This window comes from Paenibacillus sp. J22R232 (assembly GCF_056269165.1).
In genome coordinates this window covers 15,176-36,652 of record NZ_JBWDNK010000025.1, presented here as the reverse complement: position 1 = coordinate 36,652, position 21,477 = coordinate 15,176, and the positions used below count along the sequence as shown (strand labels likewise).

The window sequence follows — 21,477 nt, the reverse complement described above, 5'->3', positions numbered from 1 at the left end:
TTGTCTATCATTTTTTCCTAATTTCATCATTTTTATGTAAAAGACGACAAAAAAAGCCATTCAGCAGAAGGTTATCCCTTCTTAACGCTAAACAGCCCATAACGCTCAGAAATCAATTAAACCTACGCTAATTAGTAAAGCATCATCGACCTTGCGCATCGTTTCATCATCCAAATGCGTAATTTTGTCAGTCAGTCTCTGCTTATCAATCGTTCGAATCTGCTCAAGAAGCACAACGGAATCGCGGTCAAAGCCATGTGCGGCTGCATCCATTTCGACATGGGTCGGCAGCTTTGCCTTCTGGATTTGAGCCGTTATTGCAGCTACGATGACCGTAGGGCTGAAACGGTTACCAATATCATTCTGAATGACCAGAACGGGACGAACGCCTCCCTGCTCCGATCCGACGACTGGCGATAAATCCGCAAAAAAAACATCACCACGTTTTACAATCAACCTCTACACCCCGCTAACGAGACGGCCTAACGTATGATCTGCTTCTTCCTCCGCTTGAAAAGCTTCCGAGGCCATGTTCAGGTTTATTTTCGCCATTTCCATGTATCCGCGCTGCATGGATTCCCGGATTTGACGTTTTTTACGTTCCACCAAATAAAGCTTCATGGCTTGCCGAATAAATTCGCTGCGGTTGGAGTTTTCCTTGGCAACAATCCCGTCAACCTCCTCCAGCAAATGATCTGGCAGGCTAATCATGATTCTTTTGGTATTTTGTACATTGGCCACCGAACTCGCACCCCCAAAACTTTTCCATAACCTTACTACACATTATGACAATATATTGCCGTCGCTATACTTCAACATATCTATGATAGCCGTATATCAAATATGCTGTATGTTTTCATGTATAGCCTTTATAGATACCCTTCCATACTACATTCGAGATTTTTGGCGAAAATCCTCTTCATTTACGAAAATTTGTAAGTTGAAACAATTACCATTTGTTATTATGACTGAGCAAGGGGGTTTTCAATCGCGATTGTCCGGTCACCGCTAACGTAAATGCGCGGCAGCCGTGCTGCAAGCATGCAGATGACCTCGTAGTTAATCGTGCCAAGCTGATCCGCTACGTCCTCAACGGTAATAACCGCATCGCCTTGGCGGCCAATGAGCACCACCTCTTCGCCGTTCTTCACGTTGCCATCACTTTCCGTTGCCGCAGGATCAAGCGCAATCATGCACTGGTCCATGCATATCGTTCCAAGAATCGGGGTCTTTACTCCGCGTACGATCCCTTTCGCTTTGCCGCTAAGCATACGGCTATAGCCGTCTGCATAACCAATCGGGAGCGTTCCGATGCACTCTTCCTGCGCCGCTACATAACGTGTGCCGTAACTTATTCCCCAGCCTGCCGGTACCGTTTTGGCCATAACGACTTCCGTCTTCAGTGACATCACGGGCTCCAGCTCGATGCGCTGCCGGTTTACCTCATCTGACGGATACAACCCATACATACTGACGCCTAAACGGAGCATATCGCCTGCCCATTGGGGCGTATCAATGCCCGCGGCGCTGTTTGCCGCATGAATGATCGGAATGGGCCAGCCCTGATGCCTCACATGCTCGGCTACCTCTTGAAACCTTTCGTACTGGCGCTTCGTGTAGTCTTTATCCGCCTCGTCCGCGCGCGCGTAATGCGTGAACAAGCCTTCCACATCCAACTGCGGAACCTTCATAGCCATTTCGATAAAGGACAGTACCTCATCCTTGCCGATTACGCCCAACCTGCCCATTCCGGAATCCATCTTGATATGAACCTTAAGCTGGTGGCCGCTGTCATCAGGCGGCAGAACCGCCGCGGCTGCTAAGATGTCCTCCCGGAAGAGACTGATGGTAATGTTATGGCTTCTAGCGACAGACAAGGCATCCGCTGCCACGTATCCAAGCACGAGAATCGGGGTTTGGATGCCAGCCTGGCGCAATTGCAAAGCTTCATCAAGGAATGCAACGCCTAAATAATCTACGCCGAAGCGTTCTGCCTCCCGCGCAACCTCTACCGCGCCATGCCCGTAAGCATTTGCTTTCACAGATGCCATAATTCTGCATTTACTCGGAATCGCATTTCGAAAAGCTTCTAAGTTATGTCGTAAAGCATCTAATGAAAGTTCAACCCTGGTAGGGCGATAATACAATTCCAAGCCGTTCACCTTCTCCTTATATGGCAGCCACAACAGTCCGAGCAGCAAACATCAATAGCAATAATGTTAAACCTTGCTGCTGAGACTGTCAATGAAACGAACCTCGGAAATGGCTAGTACGTCTTGGAAAATCGCCCGTTTAACCGATTTATTTGCCGATTTCGCCCTGTACGGATTGCGCGACTTTAATCATTTCTGTTTCCGGCAGATTGGCGCTTGTCAGACGGAACTGGTGGCCTTCATACGTCCAAGTCAACGTCTGCTGCTCATCGCCGCTCAGCTCACCCATTGTGAAGCCTAGATCTATCATCAAGCCTGGCACCAACGATGCCGCTTGATCCTTCGGCTCTGTCTGAATAAGCGTGTAGCTGTAGTCGCCTGAGTAACGCAGCATCAGGCCCGGGTTGCCGCCAAACACGATGTCAATGAGCTCGGGCTCCTGGACGCCTGCCGGCAAATACGAAGGCTTCATTGCCGTAAAGCCCGCTGCCTCTTCCGGCTTGGCGCTCGTTGCCGCGTCATCGCCTTCATCCTCGGCCGCGTTCCCGCTGTTGTTCGTTTGATCATCGCCATCTACGGCGCTGTTGTTACCGGATTGATTGCCGGCATCGTCTGCCTTATTGCCATCCGTTGCGGCATTCGCATCCGTATCCGCATCGTCTGCTTTATTCCCGTTCGTTGCAGCATTTGCATCTGCATCCGCGTCGTCAACGTTTCCTTCGGCAGCTCCGTTAATGCTCTCGTCATCCGGCAGCGTCATAGTCGGCTCTTCTGTCGTTTGGCTGGAAGGTGTCGCTTTCATGTTGGCCTCCGTCTCAAACACGGCTTTGTCGAACTTCGGTCCGAAGTCGAAAGTGTCGAATTTCACTTCGACCATAACTGCCGCGTTCGTATCGCTCACTTCAACCTGAACGGGCTTATAGTCCGCTTTGTTGAGCCATATTTTTTGGCGGGCCAACGAGCCGTTATTATAATTGGCCATTACGTCAAAGACATAATTGTCCTCGTCGATTACGAATTGCCTGGAATTATCCACAAGGATGCTTTGCACGAGCGTTTGGTACAAATAAACCTGACCTTGGTTTTGCGGCCAATCGCTTTGGAAGCGGAAAACTTTATTCAGCTTCGGTGTGAGAACGAATACGCCGTCGTCATTGCGAAGCACGATTTGTGTAATGTCCTTCTCTTCATTCGTAAGCTTGATCCGATAATATTGCGGTTTCTGATAGGAAACCTCCACCTTGTACTCCAGTGGCTGCTGACCCGTCCGCAGCGTCATCGTACCGCTTCCTTGATAGCTCTCCATGCTGTTTACTACTTTGTCGAGCTCCTTAACCACGGACTCGGCGTCCTTCGTTCCGCAAGCTGCTAATACGAGCGACAAACACAATATGATTGCCGCGGTCCATGTCATGCGACGCATGTAATCATCCCCTCTGCACATTGTTTTTTACTGGCTGATAACATGTCTATGAGGGGACTTGACCAATTATGCGGACTAGTTTGACAAGCTTAGGCAAGCGAGCAGCTTGAACAAGAAAAAAGAGCTTGCTCCCAGGTCGGCGACCTTAAAAGCAAGCTCTCGTTCATTCGTTATTTTTTCGGAAAAATTAGTACGTTCACTAATCCGTTAACGTTTTACTCTAGACAACAAAGCCGCTGCCTCTGCACGGGTCAACGTGGCTAGCGGCTTAAAGCTTCCGTCCGCATAGCCGTTTATGATGCCCGCATCGATAACCGCGCCAACCAAGCCTCTATTCGATGCCTTGATCGATAATCGATCAGCAACCTTTGCCAGTCCATCCGCTTTTTCCGTCAGTTTTAATGCTCTAGCCGTCCATACCGCCATTTCTTCCCTCGTTACAGGATCAGCCGGCTTAAATGTGCTTCCGTATGCTGCCGCATCAAGCCAGCCATCCGCTACGGCAGACTCAATTACAGCTCTTGACCATCTCGCTTTAGGTACATCAGAAAAAGGTAGCTCCGATTTCCTTAATGTCGTATCGAGCTTGTTTGAAAGCATAGTCAAAAACTGCTCGCGTGTGACTGGAGCATTCGGTCGATAGGTCCCGTCAGGGAAACCGGAAACAACTTCAGCTTCTGCAAGCTTCTCTACCGCTTCCCTCGCCCAATGCGCCTTCATATCAGGAAATAAGCTTCCTGAGGAGCGTGTAACTTTAATATCGAATAAGCCTAATTCATTCCCGTTGTCGATCACTGCTACTTGGAGATCATTAGTAATACTGCTCACGCTAGACTTATCACCCGCCAAATCAATCCGCCACTTCATGTTGCCTGCCGTATCGTAAGACGCGACAGAATGGCGGCTTCTAGCCGTTATTGCGTTCTCCTTTAAAGTGAAAAGCCATTCATTCTGCTTCTGGTTGATCGCTTCCGGATAATCTTTCATGTTCAGCAATTGAACCGCGTTCTCTTCCTCGGACAGGCCTCCGGCTACACCTTGTTTGAACATAACTAGTTTGTTTTTGCTAACGAAAGGTTCAGCCTGTGAATATAGTTTGAAATTGTTTTTCCATTTCAGCTTGCCATCCGAGTCTACTGCGCTTACGGTTCCTTCCGAGCTAGCGACGGCTATTGTTCCATCTTGAAGCAGCAGCGGCTTGTAGAACGCTGAATTCGCATGTCCAAGATCGTATTTCCAGCGAATACTGCCGGACGAAGCATCAATTGCATATAGCGTGCCTAGAAAACGAATGCTAATCATTCCCGTCGGATGGGCAGAAACCTCGCCAACCGCCTCGCTGTTCTTCGTAACGACGTAAACCGTGTCTTCCTTGGTGTTCAGGACAGGTTCATCATGCGCAATTTCTCCAATCAACGAAGTAGTCCATTGAACAGCATCCGCTCTATCTACCGATTGCAGCCTACTGCTTTCCCCTCTCGTCGTGAGGGTAGACGTACTCATGCTAAATCCTGTATACCTATTTCCAGAGCGATCCCAGCCGAGCAGCGTACTGTAATGACCCAACGCGATATTTTGATTAAGCATTTGCTTGCCGCTAGCGAGATCATATGAAATAAGCTGACCGGTATTCGTCCCCATATAAAGTCGTGCATCAGGACCAAGCACCGGCTTGTTGCGCATTAGCTGATTCACATTGTGCTGCCATTGGATATTTCCAGCCGGGCTGACCGCTGCTATTTTGCCTTGGGTGCTTAGCGCGTAAACCGAACCGTCTGCCGATAGAACTGGCGCCAAATAACTTTCGTTTTTACTCGTTTCAAGCGCCGGCAATATGTATGACCATTTTTTTTGCAGCATGGCGCTATAGGTTATTTGCGGCTTCTCTATGTTCGGCCGACCACTCACCGTTATCTTCATTGTCGTCTTTACGTTTTGGTATTCAGCAGTCACTTCCACTTCACCTGGCGCAACGGCATGAAATGCGGATTTTCCAAAATATGCAACTTTTTCATCACTTGTGCGATAGACTATACCCGTTGGATTCAATTGTTCTTTTCCGTCTGCATACTTCGCTCTTGCTTGTAGCGAGATAATCGTTCCCGCTTGGAGCTGCGTAAATGCATTTCCGAATGAAAGGGAGACAACCTCGCGCTCATTCGTAATATTTTTTAACTCCAATGCAATCATACGTCCGCTGCTCGTCCCCATATAAATTCGGTTCTGATCGATGTACGCGAGATGAAAGGTAGAACTGACATCAAACTCCCTCGTTGTTTTCATCTCCAAGTCCGATAAAATAAGTTTATTATAGCCGTCGAACAACGCCATTCCATTGTCCAACCATACAACTGGCTTTTCATATTTTCGGACCGTAGAAGAAACAAGCTTCCCCTCTTGGCTGAACCGGTGAAGTTCGAGTTTGTAGAGATCGCTCCGCTCAGACGAACCGTCCCCAGATACATAACGATAAAGCATGCTATAGAATAAGAGCGTCCCGTCCTCTTCAAGATGCATGGCTGTGCCATTCTCATTTAAATCCGTTCGCTCATTAAGCTGCTGTTTCCAAATGAGCCTACCTGACGAATCAAACTTAGAAACAACGGCATCCCGTGTAACGATGTAAGCATTTTTCTGCTCATCAAATAATATAGGTGCTTCCGTCCTCCCCGTTAATGCATAAGTCCGTCTCACCGCTCCCTCGCCTATTACTTTCACTTCGGATGGCTGCCTAGACCGAACGTAGAATGGCAATTGGGATTGGCTTCCGACATCCGCAGGCTGGATAAACACCATCATATTCCCATCTGAGTCTACGTCGGGATTCAGATAGGAGGAACTGCTGTTCAAATTTACCTTCCAGCGAGTTGAACCATTTGTATTTAATTCCTCAGCGTAAGCAGTGTGCTCAGGCACATATTTATCATCGATCTTTTTTGTTGAAATTTTATGCGACGTTACATAAATCTTATCTTCATTTGCGCCTTTATATTTCACCAAACCTGAAATATCGGTCCGCTCGAGTGCTTTCGTACCATCCAGACGAATGCCCAGCATGGAACGGAAATCCTGGATATAGATCAACCCGTTACGCTGCAATACTACCTTATCTAAGCGTGGAGAGGTCGTTTCATATTCCCATTTCTTCGTTCCATCCGCTTGAAAAGCATATAGGTTCCCGCCTGAGCTTACATAAATGACCCCGTCAGTCCCTAGCAGGACTTGGCCTTTTTCATTTGCATATTGTTCGCTCAATGGCCTAACCGCTGCCGTCCAAATCACCTTGCCCTCGGGGCTTAATGCATGAAATTGTCCCTTTTTCGATAAGACGTACACCGTCCCGTCATCCCCGACAAGCGGTACTGCCCCTACTCCGCCTTTCACGTTCACAGCCCATCGCTCCGCCAAATACGAACCGCTCGATAAGGCAGGCTCCGCTTGGACGAACAAAGGAGCCATCCAGCCTGGAAAACAACAAACGAAAACAAGGAGCAAACAAACTACCCGTTTATGATAAGACCGCTTCTTCAATTTAGCCTTTCCTCCCATACCTACTAATATTTCTCTATTAAAACTAGCTTCATAATAGGAGATAACGTGGTTGCTGTAAAGCATAATTACATCTTGAATCGCTAGTCTAATCAACCTCCGATGCCATTCTTCCCCGCCATTTGTCGCATGAATACCCGCCTAAAGACCAGTAGCGGGAACAGACTGCGGTCCGTTACGGGAATGCGGGCCTTATTCTACAATAAGGACATAGATGAGCCGAAGGAAAGGATGAAAGATATGAAAAAATTATTTCGATCAACGACGGATAGCAAGCTAACCGGTCTCTGCGGAGGTATTGGACAGTGGCTGGGGATTGATTCAACGATTATCAGATTGTTAGTTGTCATCGCCGCGTTTTTCAGCTTTGGGGCAGTCATTCTGATCTACTTCCTCGCTACGCTCTTTGTTCCAAAAGCCGCAAACCATGACTTTAGATTTGTTGACCACTACTAAAACTAAACCATTCAGGGAGAGATGATATTATGGGAATTTTACAACGTTTGGCCAGTATGACGAAGGCGGCCGCTAATGAAATGCTGGACAAGATTGAAAACCCGGTCATGATGCTAAACCACTATTTAAGGGACTTAGACGAGGAAATTGCAAATGCTGAGCATGAAAGCTTGAAGCAGCAGGCGCATGAGCGATTCTTGCTTGCCAAGCTAAATGAGCTGAACGAGCAGGCGACCTATTACGAGGGTAAAGCGGAGCAAGCAGCGTTAGAGGGCCGCGAGGCCGAGGCTCGCACGGCGCTTGAGGCCAAGCTTCTGTATTTGGAGCAAAAGGAAGAGACCCAGAAGCTCATTCAGCTTGCCAAGCAAGCGGTGCTTGATTTGGAGCTTCGCGTCGGAGCCTTGAAGGAAGAAAAAACGAGACTGCAAGAAAAACGGCAGGAACTTGTCGCTAGGCTGGAAAAAACAGCTCCATCGCCTGGTTATCCGTCCTCCGTTCACCACGGCAGCAACGCTGCGAGGGGTTTCGATCGAATCGAGCAGAAACTGATGGAGCAAGAAGCGCAGCAAGAGCTGACCAGAGGACGCTATGGGCTAGACGCCCGCCAAACGGGCATCCATGAACAGAGCGAGCTTCGCAGCGCACGTGTCGACGAAGAACTGAATCGGTTGCTTAAGAAAACTTCCGGCCAGTAATCTTAGTTAACCATACAAACACGAAAGAACCTTCACTGCCACATAAAAGTGGCTATGAAGGTTCTTTCGCTGTTTTCGATTACCTACGAAGTGGGTTTGAAATGCTCAAAAACCGACTTTTGGACAGCCTATTTTCGCTAACGGTTAATCTTCATAGCTTTCTATTTCATTCCCCTGCTTGGCCTGAGGAACCCGGAAGGATACTGTCGTGCCTTCGCCTTCCTTGCTCGCAATGGCAATGCCTTCTCCGTACAGCGACAACAAACGCCGATGTATGTTAATCAACCCGACCCCGCCTAGAGGTCGCTGCTCTAATAACAGAGCGTTAAGCTCGCTAGCTTTTATACCTACGCCGCTATCTGTTACCGAAATCTGCATCTGATCGCCTACCAGCTGAACCTTCAAAAAAACGGTCCCGCCAGCCGACTTCTGCATAACGCCATGTCTTACCGCATTTTCGACAATGGGTTGAATGCTTAGCGGCGGGATAAAGCCGACAGAGCGTTCATCCACCTCGTATTCTACTCGCAGCCGCTTGCCGAATCTTGCTTGCTCCAGCGCGACGTAGGAACGAACCAACTCCAGCTCTTTCTCCAAGCTGACAATCTGCTGCCGATTATGGAAATCAAAGCTGCTTCGCAAATATTTACTTAAATCCATCAATAGCTCGGTAGCCTTTTCCGGGTCGGTAGGGCAAACCGATATGATCGTATTTAGCGCATTGTATAAGAAATGAGGCTTGATTTGCGCTTGAAGGAACGCAAGCTCAGAACGGATCGCCGCTTGCACCGATTGACGCAGCTCCAGCAAGGTTCTTACCCTTGCCCGCAGGACAACACCGTCCACAGGCTTCGTCAAAAAATCGTTAATGCCTGCGCTGAAGGCTGTTTGGATGTCGCCTCCAAGGCTTCTGGCCGTAAGCATAAGGACAGGGAGCTCAGACAGCGCATGGCGCTCCCTGATTCGCCTGCAAAGCTCAAGCCCTGACATGCCCGGCATCATCCAATCCGTGATTACCAAATCAAAGCGGCGTTTAGCCGACAATGCAAGAAGCGCGTCCTCTCCGTTATCTACGGCAATGACGGTGTAATGCTCTGTAGACAATAAATTAATAAGGACTTGCAAGTTAATCGGGTCATCGTCCACTATCAGCACCGTAAAGTGCTGCGAGTCCTTATCGGCTTCGCCGTCGCCCAGTCCGTGAGCAATTGCCGTTTGCAGCTGATAAGGCGATTCAATCGTAGCCGCATTCCTTTTACCAGCTGCCGCTTCCGTGATAGCGGATGGACTGGCAGCAGGGAGCGTGAACGAAAAGGCAGAGCCGATGCCCGGCTCAGATTCAGCCCAAATCCTCCCGCCATTAAGCTCAACGAGTTTTTTCGTGATGTTCAAGCCAATGCCCGTCCCGCTATACCCGGCTTGAATATCAACCGTGCCTAAGCTGTTGAACGGTTTGAAAATATCATCCAGCCTGTTCGGATGAATGCCGATACCCGTATCCACCACTCGGATGACGACCATTCGATCCGCAAGCTCGGCTTGAATCCGAATATATCCGGCATGCGTAAACTTCACAGCATTGCCAAGCAAGTTAAACAGGATCTGACGAAGCCTCTCTTCATCCGCATCCAGCAGAGGTAGATTTTCCGGCCATTCCCGAATGAGCTTCACGCCCTTTTTCTCCGCCAAATGACCGATGACCTCCATGACCGATTGCGCCGCGGCAGGGAGATCAACCGCTTGACGGTTCAGCGTTAGCTGCCCGTTGCGCAGCGTAGAGAAATCCAAAATATCATGAATGAGATAGTTCAGCCTTCTGCCCGTCGACACGATCATGGACAGCTGCCTTGCTTGGTCACTGCTCGGAGTCCCGGCTACCCCCTCCAATAGCGATTCCGCGATGTTTACGATACCATGCAGCGGCGTTCTAAGCTCATGCGAGGTGTTAGCCATAAACTCATCCTTTAATCCGTCTATCTCCACCAGCTTGCGTGAGAGCTCTTCTACCTCGTTAAAGGAATTCGAGAAACGCTTAGCCAGCATGACGACTTGGACGACAACGAGAATAAGCAGCTCATAGGAGAGATAGAAGTGGCTTTCCAGCATGCCTAGCACCTGCATAATGCTGACAATAATATAGACCAGTATGCTAATCGCGCTTAAGAGCAAGTAGTGCGCGTCCTTGGACCTGTTCAGCACCGCCTTTATTAGGCTATAAAATAGGACACTCACAACAAACATGGACAGAATGACAGCAATAAAGAACCATTTTGAGTACAGCATGGTCGGCAGGACAACGGAAGCGGTCAATGCGAATATCGCAGCAGCTTTGCAGGCTTTCCATATCTTTTCGTTAATTTCCTGCGGAACCGACACATAGACATAATAAAGCAAAAACAAATGCCCGAAGGTCGAGGATACGCTCTGCAGCTTCATGATGATCCCATAGTCTAACTCTGGCAGAACGACCGACATGAGCTTCTCTCCATGCGTGAGCACATAGATTAACAAAGACAAGCAGCATAAGGCCAAATAGAGCAGCGAGCGCTCCTCTCTACGCAAATAAAATAAGAAAAGAAAAAAAACGGCAAACATGGAGTAGCTTACAATATTGAAAAATTCGCCGAACAATCGGAACTCCCGTGTTTTTCGAAGCTCCTGCTCATCACCGAACCAAATCGGATAGATGATTCCTCCGGAAGAATAATTGAAATTGGACACCTGCACGATTATCTCGACAACCGGTTCATTGATCGAAACAAAACCTAGATAAGGAACATTGGAAGATTTATCCGCTCGTTCCGAGTCGCCGGGAAGCCCGCTTGCGCCCGCTTCCTCTCCGTTAACGAAAATTTTGTTCGCCATCCGGATATTGGTCGTTCGAATGCCATAATACTTTTCGTGCTGGTCGCCTAGGTTAATATGAAGCCGATACGTGCCGAACCCTGCTGCGGCTGGCTCGCCGCTCTCGGCAATGTAGGCATTCCATTGCCCCGGTACAGGAAAGAGGCCTGTTAGCTCAGGCCCCTTCGATGTGTTAGACTCCGCTTGCTTGAAATGCTGAGGCGTCAACAGCTGATTACGATAAAATTCCCAGTCGCCATTCAGCGCTACCGATCCATCCTTGCTAAAATCCCAGTCGGATAAATCAAGCGTGCCTCCGCTTGAATGCGGCGCTTTGTCTTCTGCCAACTGCTGATACACATATTCGTATATCGGAAAAGCCACGACGATAAGGAAGAATACAATTATCGTCCCCCATTGTTTTTTCAACCTATCGCAGCCTCCTTGCCCATAAGCATTTGCATTTTATAATAGCTGCTTATAAAGATCTGTTGTTTGCCTCTCAGGAATAACGCCAAGCTCATTAAACAGAACCTGCTCGAATGCTTTGTAGCATTCCTTCAATGCTAATCGGTCCTCGAGCTTGGCATATCCGGTCATTAATAACCTGCACAGCTCATCCGAGTATGGAAAGCTTGCTTGCGCGCTCAACAGCCGTTGTATGGCAGAGCGTTCGAGCATTTCCTGCATTTCATGGCGCGCCATGCTGCAGATGAGCTGAAAGTTGCGCTGCTGGAGATTGGTGCGCTTTGTTTCTGCCCAGTCGTAATTGTGGTCCTCAAGGTAATCGCCCCGGTATAGGGAAGCCGCATGCTCATAGTGGCTCCAATTGTCTCGGGAGATATAAGGCAATTTGGATAATGCCTGCTCAAATTCGTCAACATCCGTACGAACGCCAGATGTGGCAAGGCGATAGCTGTCATCCTCGTACTGAACCGTAAACGATACTCCCCATTCCCTAAGCAGCCATCTGATCCGCGAAACGGAATGATGCAAGTAGGTAATCGCTTTATCTTGGTCCTGCTCTCGCCACAGCGTTTCGATGAGCCGGTCTTTTGCGACCCAAGTCCCGTTCAGATGAAGCAAATATGCAAACAGCTCCTGCGCTTTTTTCGTACGCCATTTCACTTTGCCGTTTAATGCGGCACCGCCGCTAAGCTCAAGCCGCTTAAATAAACGCACCGAAAGCTCATTTGCTTCTACCTCGCTTTCAACCGGCTGCGCCTGCTTGTTCAGCAGCTTCGCATATTCCTCGATCCGGTTGATCGTTTTTCCGATTCTCGCTGCATCTACAGGCTTCAATAAGTAATCCAGCGCATACAGCTCAAAGGCTTCTACCGCATAAGCGGAGTAGGCTGTCACATAAACAATACGGATATGCGGGTATAGCGTTTGAATACGTTCAGCTGCCTGCAAGCCGTTCATCTCAGGCATGCCGATATCCAAAAAAGCAACATCGGCATCGTTACGAGCAAGATACTCAAGCCCTTCCTGAGCAGAAGTGTACTTGCCGGCAATTCGTACGCGACCATCCGCTTTAAGCAAACGCTCCAAATGAATGAGTGCCGGCTCTTCATCATCAATTAATATAGCTCTTAGCATGAAGCGCGCAATCCCCTCTCCGCCATTTCGTTATCAGAGAGCCTCTTGCTCTTGATGTTAATGTAGTTGCAATAGACGGACTTGTCCGTCCGGCAAAACCTGCACATAGCCGGAAGCTGTTGCGATGTCATTCGATGCCCAGAAAGCAGCAGGAACATCCGGCCAGCTGGATGCTGCACGTTCTTGCGGAATTGGGCGTTTAAAGACGGCATTCAGTACACGTACAGCCTCTCCGCGCAGCAGCAACTTGTTTGGACGGAAAGTCGCGTCCGGATATCCTTGCATCATGCCGGCTTTTTGAACCGCAGCAACATCATCAGAAGCCCAATGACCAGCGAGGTCGCTAAAGCTCGGTTTGCCATTAGCGGCTGCGAGCTTATTCCAACGAGCCGCGATTACCGCAATCTCGGCACGCGTTACGCCGTCACTAGGTCTAAAGTTGCCTTGCTTGTCTCCATTCATCATACCATGATTTCTAAGCAGCGTAATAGCTTCCTCTGCCCAGTGTCCCGCTTTGACATCCTGATAGGATTGCGTCTCGGTACCTTGTCCGGCTTGAGCCGTTTCTGCGAACAGCTCCTCATTCAGCTTCAGCTCCTTGGCCAAAACAGATGCAAGCTCTGCGCGCGTAATGGTTTGGTTAGGACGGAAGGTTCCATCCGGATAACCGGAAATATAAGGCTCGTACCGTTTATCCTTAGTCAAGCGTACAAGCGTAAATAAACTAAACTTCGTCACTTCGAATTCATACCCTTTTACAAGGCCTTTGTCATCATATAGCAAGGTTCCTTGCTTGAGCACTTTGTCGCCATCGCTATGTTCAATATACACGGCTAGTTGCGCAGCCAACTCTTTGGCCGCTTCGCTATTGCGGGCAACTGTCAGCCCTGATAGCGGAAGTACGATACGAGTAACACTGTCTTTGTAGTTTGTTTCTATTGTAGTCGGCACGCCTAGAACGGCTGCCTCCCTGCCTCCAAGCATTTTCTTCAAGGAAGACTCGTTCAAGAGCCTGTCTTGCACTTGCTGCTGCGAAGCTTGCGTACGAATCGGCACAATCCGGAAGTACAGCTCAATCCCTGCTTCCTTAATGCGGCGTATCGTCTCAGCCGATAGCGTCAATTCAGCATTCGGCGTTGTGACGATCAGGCTGATTCCGCTTTCCGATAATGCTGCAATGGCCTTTGATGGAATGTTCAGCTTAAGCTCGTCGGCACGGTCAGATGCAAGGTCCGTAATGACGATTCGTGCTGTTTTTTGCTGTTTTTCCGATACCTGTTTAATAATTTCATTCGCTTTTTCAAGCGGGATATTAACGGTATCTACTTTGACGCCATCTATGGTTATGCTTCTTGTTATCGTAACCTTGGCTATCGTAGAGCCCGAATCGCCTGCGGCTACCTCAGCATCGCGATCAGGTACAGCTGACGATGCCTTCTTCACGACCTCAATTGAATATTGTCTCGAGCTGCTTCTATCGGCGGACTCAACACCGATTACGATTAAATTGGTGCCCACGGCTAAACCTACAATCCGTTTTTCGCCTTTTTGAATCGGCTTTCCATTTAGCGTCAGGTTTACACCTGTCGTTGCCGTATTAGCCACGATGCCAACATACGAATCTTCAATCTCTTCCTTCAGCGAATAGCTTAGCTTGCTTGAAGTGAAAGCAGGAAGCATATTCAAACCATCGACCTTCAGCTCGCTAAGGAACGGGGCTTCCGCTGCCGGTGCGGATTGTTTGAGTATTGCGAGCTTATAGCTCGCAATCGTACCATCCTCAGCCGTCACATCGAGTTGAACATGCTGTGCGCCGTCTTTTAGCGATATAGGATGGGATGCCCCATTGCCAATGACAGCCCCGCTGTCCGCCAAACGAATGACGGCAGTCTGGCTAGCTGATTGCGGCGTAATCTCGAAAACAGACGTTCCTTCCGGCACGATAACCTGATACTCGGTTTCATTGCCCGCAAATGCTTTCGTAAACTTGCCGCCTTTCAGCGTCAATTGCGAAAGCTGCGCATTGCTGTCCTGCGCTCGCGTGACAATGACCGTATACTCTTTCGCATCCTTTCCGTTCGGGGCAGTTACTTTTACTCTAATCGTCGTTTCCCCCACGCGAACAGGAATGGATTGTTGGTTTTGCTCCATTAGGCTTGGACCGTTTCCAGCATAAACGTTAATCGTTGACCCTTGCTTGTACGCTTCACCCGTTACTTGAATCGTAGATACGTCATTCTCGACGTAGACCTTGTATTGGTCCTGAGCGCCATTGAAGGCTGGCTCCGTTAACAGTTCTTCCGTTCCTGCAACCAAGGAGAGCTTTTTGAGAACAGCCACATCAGACAGCTTGCCATGAACCTCGACTACATAGGTTTTGGTGCTGGAATCCGCTCCGGTCACCTTGACTTGAATCGAATTCACGCTATTGCCGATCGGTGCGTCAAGCTCCGCATAGCCCGCTGAATCAAGAGGCTTATTGTTCACAGTAATGAGTGAATCGCCGGCTGCTGCGACAGCATACAAGCGAACTTTCCCTTCCTCAATTACGGTTTCATAGACACCGGTATGATCGGGATGGAATGGCTGCGATAACACGCCTTGATCAAGCTCCAGCGTTGCCAAATCAGCTGGCTTCACCTTCGACTGCTCTGCCGTTTCGGTGCCCTTCACTACATCGAACCGATATTCCGAGGTGTTGCCTACCTCATCTTCCGCGATGACGATAACGGTATGAACGCCATTCGCATCCCAAGCGATCGGAGCGAAATAATTAAATTTGCCCTCTGCATTGACCGGAACAGAGCGACCGTCCACCGTCAACGAAGCGCCAATCTCTGTTTGTCCAATTATCGGCAAACGGCTGCCGTATACAACTTGGCCGTTTAACGGCATCCGATCTTTGCCATTCTCCTCTAGCTGACCAGCAGCATAGAGGAACGGTTCCGTGCGGTCGATATATAATTTCCGGTAATCGGAGCTGTAATCGCCGCGCTCATTGACTGCTTCGATTTCAATCGTGTAATCACGCTGTTCAAGCGGAGCTGCCTGATTAATGGCACCGTTAACCAACTCATTCAAGTTGAAATCAACAATATCATCCGCTTGAGCCGCTTTCGTTGCCACCAGCTCTCCGTTTACATAAAGACTGATTTCCGCGGCTTGATCGCTTTTCGCATTCACGGTCACTTGCTCCGCAGCCGTATTCACCATGATCTCTTCTTGCTCATCATAGCTCTTATATGTGCTCGTCTTCTGCTTTGCGCCAGCCGTGTTAAATAAAAGCTCGAGCTTCGCCCGATTTGGAGCTGGCAAGAAGGTCTCAATGGAATCAGAAACCGGACTTACGATTACCTTTCCGTCGAGTTCACCCACTGCCATGACGTTGAGGGAATAGCTTTGCTCGGACTCATATCCGGAAATAATGATTTCTTGGTACTGTCCGTCCATCGGATCAACGCCAAACGTCTCCGTAACGGGATTGCCGTCTTTATCCTTTGAGCTGACGGTCAACTGATAATATTCCAGTCCGTCTGCAGCAATGGATGGGAAGCGGAGTGTAATTTCACCATTTCCAGTAGAGGCAATCGCCAGCTGCTTCGGTTGCGGCAGCATAACGGATGCATTCAGTTCAATGTTGTCTTTCGTCACGGCGAACAATGGCGCAATCTCCTCGCCGTCAGCGACCATTGACAGCCAATATTGCCCAGGCATGAACTGCTCAGGGATATCCACTATTTGTACACCAGACGAAGGAAGATCCTTCAGAATAACAGGACCGATTGCTTTTTCGGACAAGTCCGTAACCATTAGGCTCACTTTTGTCCCTTGCTTTGCGTTCTTTACATTCCATTTCACTTTAAAGCTGTTTGTGCCAGCGTCTACAGCTTCAGCTGTGAATTCACTGATTTCCGCGACCGGATCAAGCTCGTACATGCTTACTTCTACAGGCTGAGAAGAACGAATCGTCCATTTTCCCGTTTGCTCTACATCAGCGCCCAAGGAGAGCAAGTCCCGATCCTTCACCATCGGCATATTCGAAGTAAATGTCATATCGCCATACAATTCCTCGTTGGCTGCTTCATCCTCGAATACCGCTTCCTGCAAAACAGCGTTGTAATTCTTGTCATCCTCATCCGCGAATATAAGCGGATACGCAATGCCGTTCGGAGCGATGAGCTGCGTATCCCGAGCGCCACCCGTCACCATAAACATATAACGGCCGGCTTTGTCGATTTCAACGCCGGAGTAGTAGTCTGCGCTGCCTTCTGAGAAGAACGGGATTAAGCTATCGTGCTTCTCCGTACTCGTGAACACGCGCACCGTCACAAATCCGCTGTCGCGAACCGTCCACAAACCCGATTCCTCGTATGTGGCATCAACCAAAATCGTCCATTTCTTTTTGTCTGCTTCATATTGCGCATTCCAATTGGATTCCTCGCGGTCTGGCTGCAGCGGATAAATCGTACCGTCAGGACGATACAAGACTGCCGTTTCCTCGGCTTCCTCAATTTCTACCAAGGCTTGGCCTTCCCCCAGCTTCAGTTCCGTTTGCACTTGGCCGTTAGCCCTCCAAGCTTTGAGCTCTTCAAGCGTCGTCTTTTCTCCGAGCGTATAAATCTTAGCTTTTATGCTCTCGCCGGCATCAAGCAGCCACTCTCCCGGCTGGGCGACGTCAATCCGTATGTTCAGCTTGCCGCTTAGCGGATCCACGAAGCTGTTCCAGCTTGATTTCGAAGAGTCATTGACCAGCTCGTACTCGCGACCGTCTGGTTTATATATCTTCAGATCGCCTTTCGGCTGCTCCAGCTCAATCAGCGTCAAGCCTCGCTTCATGATATCAAGAGCATTCAGTTTCAGTTCGGATGCTGCTTCCCATCTTGCTGCCAACTCATTCAACGTCAATGATTGGTTCGCGAATGTCAGCTCGTACAACTCGATCTGCTGTGACTCTGATGCGATTAGCTTCCATGATTCTTTCGCATTCAGTTTAAGCTTTATATACGTCTTTCCTTCTTCTTCGCGGTATACCGCATCAATAAATCCATTAGAGGTGCTCGGCTTATCCGTATAATTTAATGAAGCAGCCGTTCCTAACGGACGAATAAGCTTAACGTCTTCTTGCTTGCCATCCAGTACGAGCAAGGCTTCATAATGATGATCAGCTTTCCATGCATATTGAATTTGATCGCCTGCCGTAAAGCTCGCTTCAAGCGTATTCTCGCGAAGCACTCCCGTAAACTGGCCTAGCGTGATACGACCAACTGCTGACGTATCCAAGCCAGTCTCACCCTGCTGAAGCACATCGCTTGCCAGCCTCAAGGCGTAGCCGTTATCGCCGGTGAGCAGCGGATTCGTAAGTGGCGTAAAGGACGTATTCGCAAAAGCATTGGAGAACAGCATCACGCCTCCGCCGATTTTGGCCATCGAGCGACCAGCCGGCTTCACCATGTTCCGTTTCATTCGTTCAATTTCCCTTTTCATGTCACTGCTAGCACCTAGACTGAAATCGAAGCTGTTCGGCTTAAACATGTATTTAGCCGATCCCCCGAACCAGCCTGAGCCGACCGAGCCGAATATCTCCTTGTTATTCACGCCAACGTCAATCCCGCCAAAGGATTTCCCGCCTATAACGGATACCCATCTTGGGATTTGTACGCGTGCGCTTACGAAGCCCGCATAACCGCTGTTTGCAAAATATTGCGCGAACACTTGTCCGACAACGACGTCAACCAAATTCAGATTCGCGTCGAAACGGAAGCCCGCGCTGCTGTATTCCTTAAAGCCTGCCGCGTTCCAGACCGTCAAGAAATCCAGATTGGCGACGGGAACCCAATAAACCGCAAGCTCGCCCGATGCCTCGAAGTGGTAACGGGATAGCCCTACGCTCAAATTGTTACCATTCACCATGTTGTAGCCTTGGATTTCCGGCATGATCGCATCAGAAACGCCGCCGAACGCTTTTAGCGTGAACGGTACCTCGTTCTGGCTCGCTAGACCGGAGAAGCCTCCGCCAAGCCTCGTAATTTGAGCGCCCGTAGAGCCCAGCTTGATTTTGCGGCGAACGCCAAAGCTTAATGAATCAAGCTTGCCGCGCTTGAACAAAATATCAGCCTCGAAGCCGACCTTCTGTTTACGCAGGTCAAATGAGCCTCCCGCTCCGTAAAGCGGAACGCGCGTGTCCAGACGGAAACGCAACTCAGCGCCTTCCAAAGGACCTGTCTCGAACTGTCCTTCTACACTGAACTGTCCCGCAAAATCAAAGCGGTCCCGCTTGAACTCAAGCGCTTCTATTTCCGAATTGCCTTTAATTTTGGTTGTGCCTGCGGTGAAATCAACTTTAATGTCGCCGCCCAGCCTTACGCCGCCATTAACGAAAGTGATCATTTTCAGGTTAACCGGCAGATTCAAGCTCAAATAATCATACCCGCTCATGTCTCCTGCGATTTCAATCGCGAACTCATCTGAATTGAATTCAAATTCGCCGAGGAACAACGTATACATGATGCCTGCTTTTTCAACGTACAGGCGCCCGAAGCCCTCTACGTAAGTCACTTCGCCTGTCTTATCAATCGTAAGGCTCGTGCCTTTGAATTTGATATATTCGTTCAGCATGATGACCTGATCAGGTTTGTTCAGCTCGAATACGCCAAGCTTGTCAGGTTTTTCTGTGAATGGACCTCTAATAATCATCTGCTGGATGTCTTCGTTATCCGCATCCGTGCTCGGGATCGCAATTTCGTTATAGTCACGCGGCTCATAAACGCCAGTGGAGGTAATTAGCAACGCGTCCGCAATATTATAATCATTATAGAAATCATGATTAAGCTCCAGATCGTACTTTCCATCCGGCAAGTCCGCTGTCCAATTCAGCTCCAGCTCCACATTGTTGCGCACGTTGGTCGTGAGCGGGTAGACAGTACCGTTCTTGCCTTTCAGCGCATAATGAATTTGATCGGCCGGCTTGCGCCATAGGTTCGTAATGCCGTCGCCAACGACGACGATCCGCTTCTTGTCCTTCGCGTGCAGCACCGATGGCGATGAGCGGTCATACCGCAGATCCGGCACAACCATCGCGGGATCCTCATAGAACTTGAATGAGGAAACCGTGCTGTAAGCCGTGCCTACCGGGTTCTTGGCATAGACACGCGCTTCATAGTCAACCTGCCATTTCAAGCCGTTGATTTCAAATGGAATCGCGCCGGCTTCCGTGTCATCATGGATTTTTTTCTCCCAGGCAGTCGCGCCTGCCTCGCGGTATTCGATCCCGATTTCGCTCATGGCCTTGCCCCTTATTTCAGAGGTGAATTTGACCATATCTTTCGTTTTGTCTACCTTATCCATCAGGATGACCGGAGATCCTGTAATGCTCGCGGTCGGCAGCACAGGAAGCTCGTTCCCGAAGGTAAAGGTCTCATTCGTTAAGCCGCCCCATTCGTGAAAGCCGCCGAATAAAACGAATTGGTTGCCGTCAAAGGCCATGCTCATATAGCTGCCCGATCCCGGTCCGTCTTTTACGCCGCCCCCAGGGCCTTTCGAAGGTCCGACCCACGTAGACCAAGCCGTGCCATCCCAGCCAAATGCGGCTTTATTTCCGTTGCTATCCTGATATTGGGCTACAGGACGAGTTTTGCTTGGCGTAACCGCTTGACTGCTTGGGTTAATCCAGTCAAACTCGCCTCCATAGAAAACAACACGCCTTCCGTCATAAGCCATCGCTTGGCCCCAGCGGCCCCAATCGAGCGCTTCAACCGTCGGAGCGCTGTCATCCCATGTCGTGCCATCCCAAACCCAAAGCTTATTGGAGTTGATCTGGTAGCTTGTACCGCGCACTTCTTCACCGATATTGCCGCCATATAGCACAGCATGCTTGCCATCGTACGCCATCGTTGCCGAGTGCGTGGCAGGCGGGCTTTGGTCCGGCGTCTTCTCTTCCCACGCCGTACCGTCAAATACCCATGTATCCGCAAGGCGGGTTTTCGTTGATCCGCTCAGCTTATAGCCGCCGAACAGGACGAGGTTCTCACCGTCAAAAGCGAATGCGGCGCCAGCGCGTGCTGGCGGCGTCGCTATAGCAAGCGGCTGCCATTGCAGGCTGTCGCCCTTCCACACCCACATATCGTTCAATACGCCGGAAGCACCCTCGCCTCCGAACATAACTACTTGCTCTAATCCAGGATCATAAGCAATGGCCGCTCCCTTGCGTGCAGCAAGCCCTCCGGGAACGCTGGAGTCGGCAAGCTTTTGCCACTTCTTCTCCGCGCCATCCCACAAGAAGTTATCTTTAAGCAGTCCGGATACGCCTTGTCCCCCGAACATGACGACTTTGCCATTCTTCTCGTCAAACGCCATCGCCGCTCCCAATCGAGCGCTAGGCATAATGTTGCTGATCACTTTCTCCCAAGAATAGTCTTGGAGCTTGTCGACAGGCGCCGGAGGCGTCTCCGGCTCGTAAGTCGAGTCCGTCGGCGTCGTATCGAACGGTGGCGTCACGTCAGCCGGCTCAGCATATACTTGCTGCTCAGACCTGCTTGGATACGCCGGATAAACCTGAACGAGCAATACTACTGCAAGCAGCATGCTGATCAATCTGGCAAATTTCTTGTGTTTCATAATGATTACCCTCCCGATTGCTCTATCTTCGTTGTTTTAACACTATTAACCAGTATAGTAGCTGGCTCTATACATGTTCTAAACATAAACGAAGGGCGAATAAGGCGGGCAGCATATAGGTTTATTGATTCAGCTCTCCATT

General features: G+C 49.5%; 10 protein-coding genes. 2 read left to right on the top strand and 8 right to left on the bottom strand.

Features of this window, described 5'->3' with window-relative positions; genetic code table 11:
• Positions 1-105: 105 nt before the first annotated feature.
• The 5 genes from AC0YN3_RS31695 to AC0YN3_RS31675 form a co-directional block, all read right to left on the bottom strand.
• Positions 106-456, bottom strand: coding sequence for a type II toxin-antitoxin system PemK/MazF family toxin (locus AC0YN3_RS31695; protein ID WP_028609438.1), 351 nt, complete (start codon positions 454-456; stop codon positions 106-108).
• Between the two features lie 3 nt (positions 457-459).
• Entirely contained in the window at positions 460-741 is a 282-nt protein-coding gene (locus tag AC0YN3_RS31690; protein WP_028609437.1) for a CopG family ribbon-helix-helix protein, read from the bottom strand.
• Positions 742-962: 221 nt separating this feature from the next.
• Positions 963-2,153 (bottom strand): alanine racemase, encoded by a 1,191-nt coding sequence (gene alr, locus AC0YN3_RS31685; RefSeq protein ID WP_475778834.1) that lies wholly within the window; start codon positions 2,151-2,153, stop codon positions 963-965.
• 148 nt (positions 2,154-2,301) lie between these two features.
• On the bottom strand, positions 2,302-3,576 hold the full coding sequence (locus tag AC0YN3_RS31680) for a LolA family protein (RefSeq protein ID WP_475778833.1): 1,275 nt from the start codon (positions 3,574-3,576) through the stop codon (positions 2,302-2,304).
• A 207-nt stretch (positions 3,577-3,783) separates the two neighbouring features.
• Complete coding sequence (locus AC0YN3_RS31675; RefSeq protein WP_475778832.1) at positions 3,784-7,107, bottom strand: outer membrane protein assembly factor BamB family protein; 3,324 nt, start codon at positions 7,105-7,107, stop codon at positions 3,784-3,786.
• Between the two features lie 258 nt (positions 7,108-7,365).
• On the opposite strand from AC0YN3_RS31675, the gene AC0YN3_RS31670 reads away from it, so the two are divergent.
• On the top strand, positions 7,366-7,581 hold the full coding sequence (locus AC0YN3_RS31670) for a PspC domain-containing protein (protein ID WP_183562635.1): 216 nt from the start codon (positions 7,366-7,368) through the stop codon (positions 7,579-7,581).
• Between the two features lie 29 nt (positions 7,582-7,610).
• On the top strand, positions 7,611-8,276 hold the full coding sequence (locus AC0YN3_RS31665; protein ID WP_475778831.1) for a PspA/IM30 family protein: 666 nt from the start codon (positions 7,611-7,613) through the stop codon (positions 8,274-8,276).
• A gap of 144 nt (positions 8,277-8,420) precedes the next feature.
• Here the strand turns inward: AC0YN3_RS31665 and AC0YN3_RS31660 are convergent, their stop codons facing one another.
• From AC0YN3_RS31660 to AC0YN3_RS31650, 3 genes are read right to left on the bottom strand one after another with little or no spacing between them, the layout of a single operon-like run.
• A complete protein-coding gene (locus tag AC0YN3_RS31660; RefSeq protein ID WP_475778830.1) occupies positions 8,421-11,549 on the bottom strand; it encodes a hybrid sensor histidine kinase/response regulator in 3,129 nt (1,042 codons plus the stop codon).
• A gap of 36 nt (positions 11,550-11,585) precedes the next feature.
• Entirely contained in the window at positions 11,586-12,722 is a 1,137-nt protein-coding gene (locus AC0YN3_RS31655; RefSeq protein ID WP_475778829.1) for a response regulator, read from the bottom strand.
• A gap of 57 nt (positions 12,723-12,779) precedes the next feature.
• On the bottom strand, positions 12,780-21,335 hold the full coding sequence (locus AC0YN3_RS31650) for a cadherin-like beta sandwich domain-containing protein (RefSeq protein WP_475778828.1): 8,556 nt from the start codon (positions 21,333-21,335) through the stop codon (positions 12,780-12,782).
• Between the last annotated feature and the right edge of the window lie 142 nt (positions 21,336-21,477).

Bases quoted from the DNA above. Each gene is read 5' to 3' on its own strand.
- AC0YN3_RS31650 (WP_475778828.1), bottom strand. From the start codon at position 21,335: ATGAAACACAAGAAATTTGCCAGATTGATCAGCATGCTGCTTGCAGTA.
- AC0YN3_RS31680 (WP_475778833.1), bottom strand. From the start codon at position 3,576: ATGCGTCGCATGACATGGACCGCGGCAATCATATTGTGTTTGTCGCTC.
- AC0YN3_RS31655 (WP_475778829.1), bottom strand. From the start codon at position 12,722: ATGCTAAGAGCTATATTAATTGATGATGAAGAGCCGGCACTCATTCAT.
- AC0YN3_RS31670 (WP_183562635.1), top strand. From the start codon at position 7,366: ATGAAAAAATTATTTCGATCAACGACGGATAGCAAGCTAACCGGTCTC.
- AC0YN3_RS31665 (WP_475778831.1), top strand. From the start codon at position 7,611: ATGGGAATTTTACAACGTTTGGCCAGTATGACGAAGGCGGCCGCTAAT.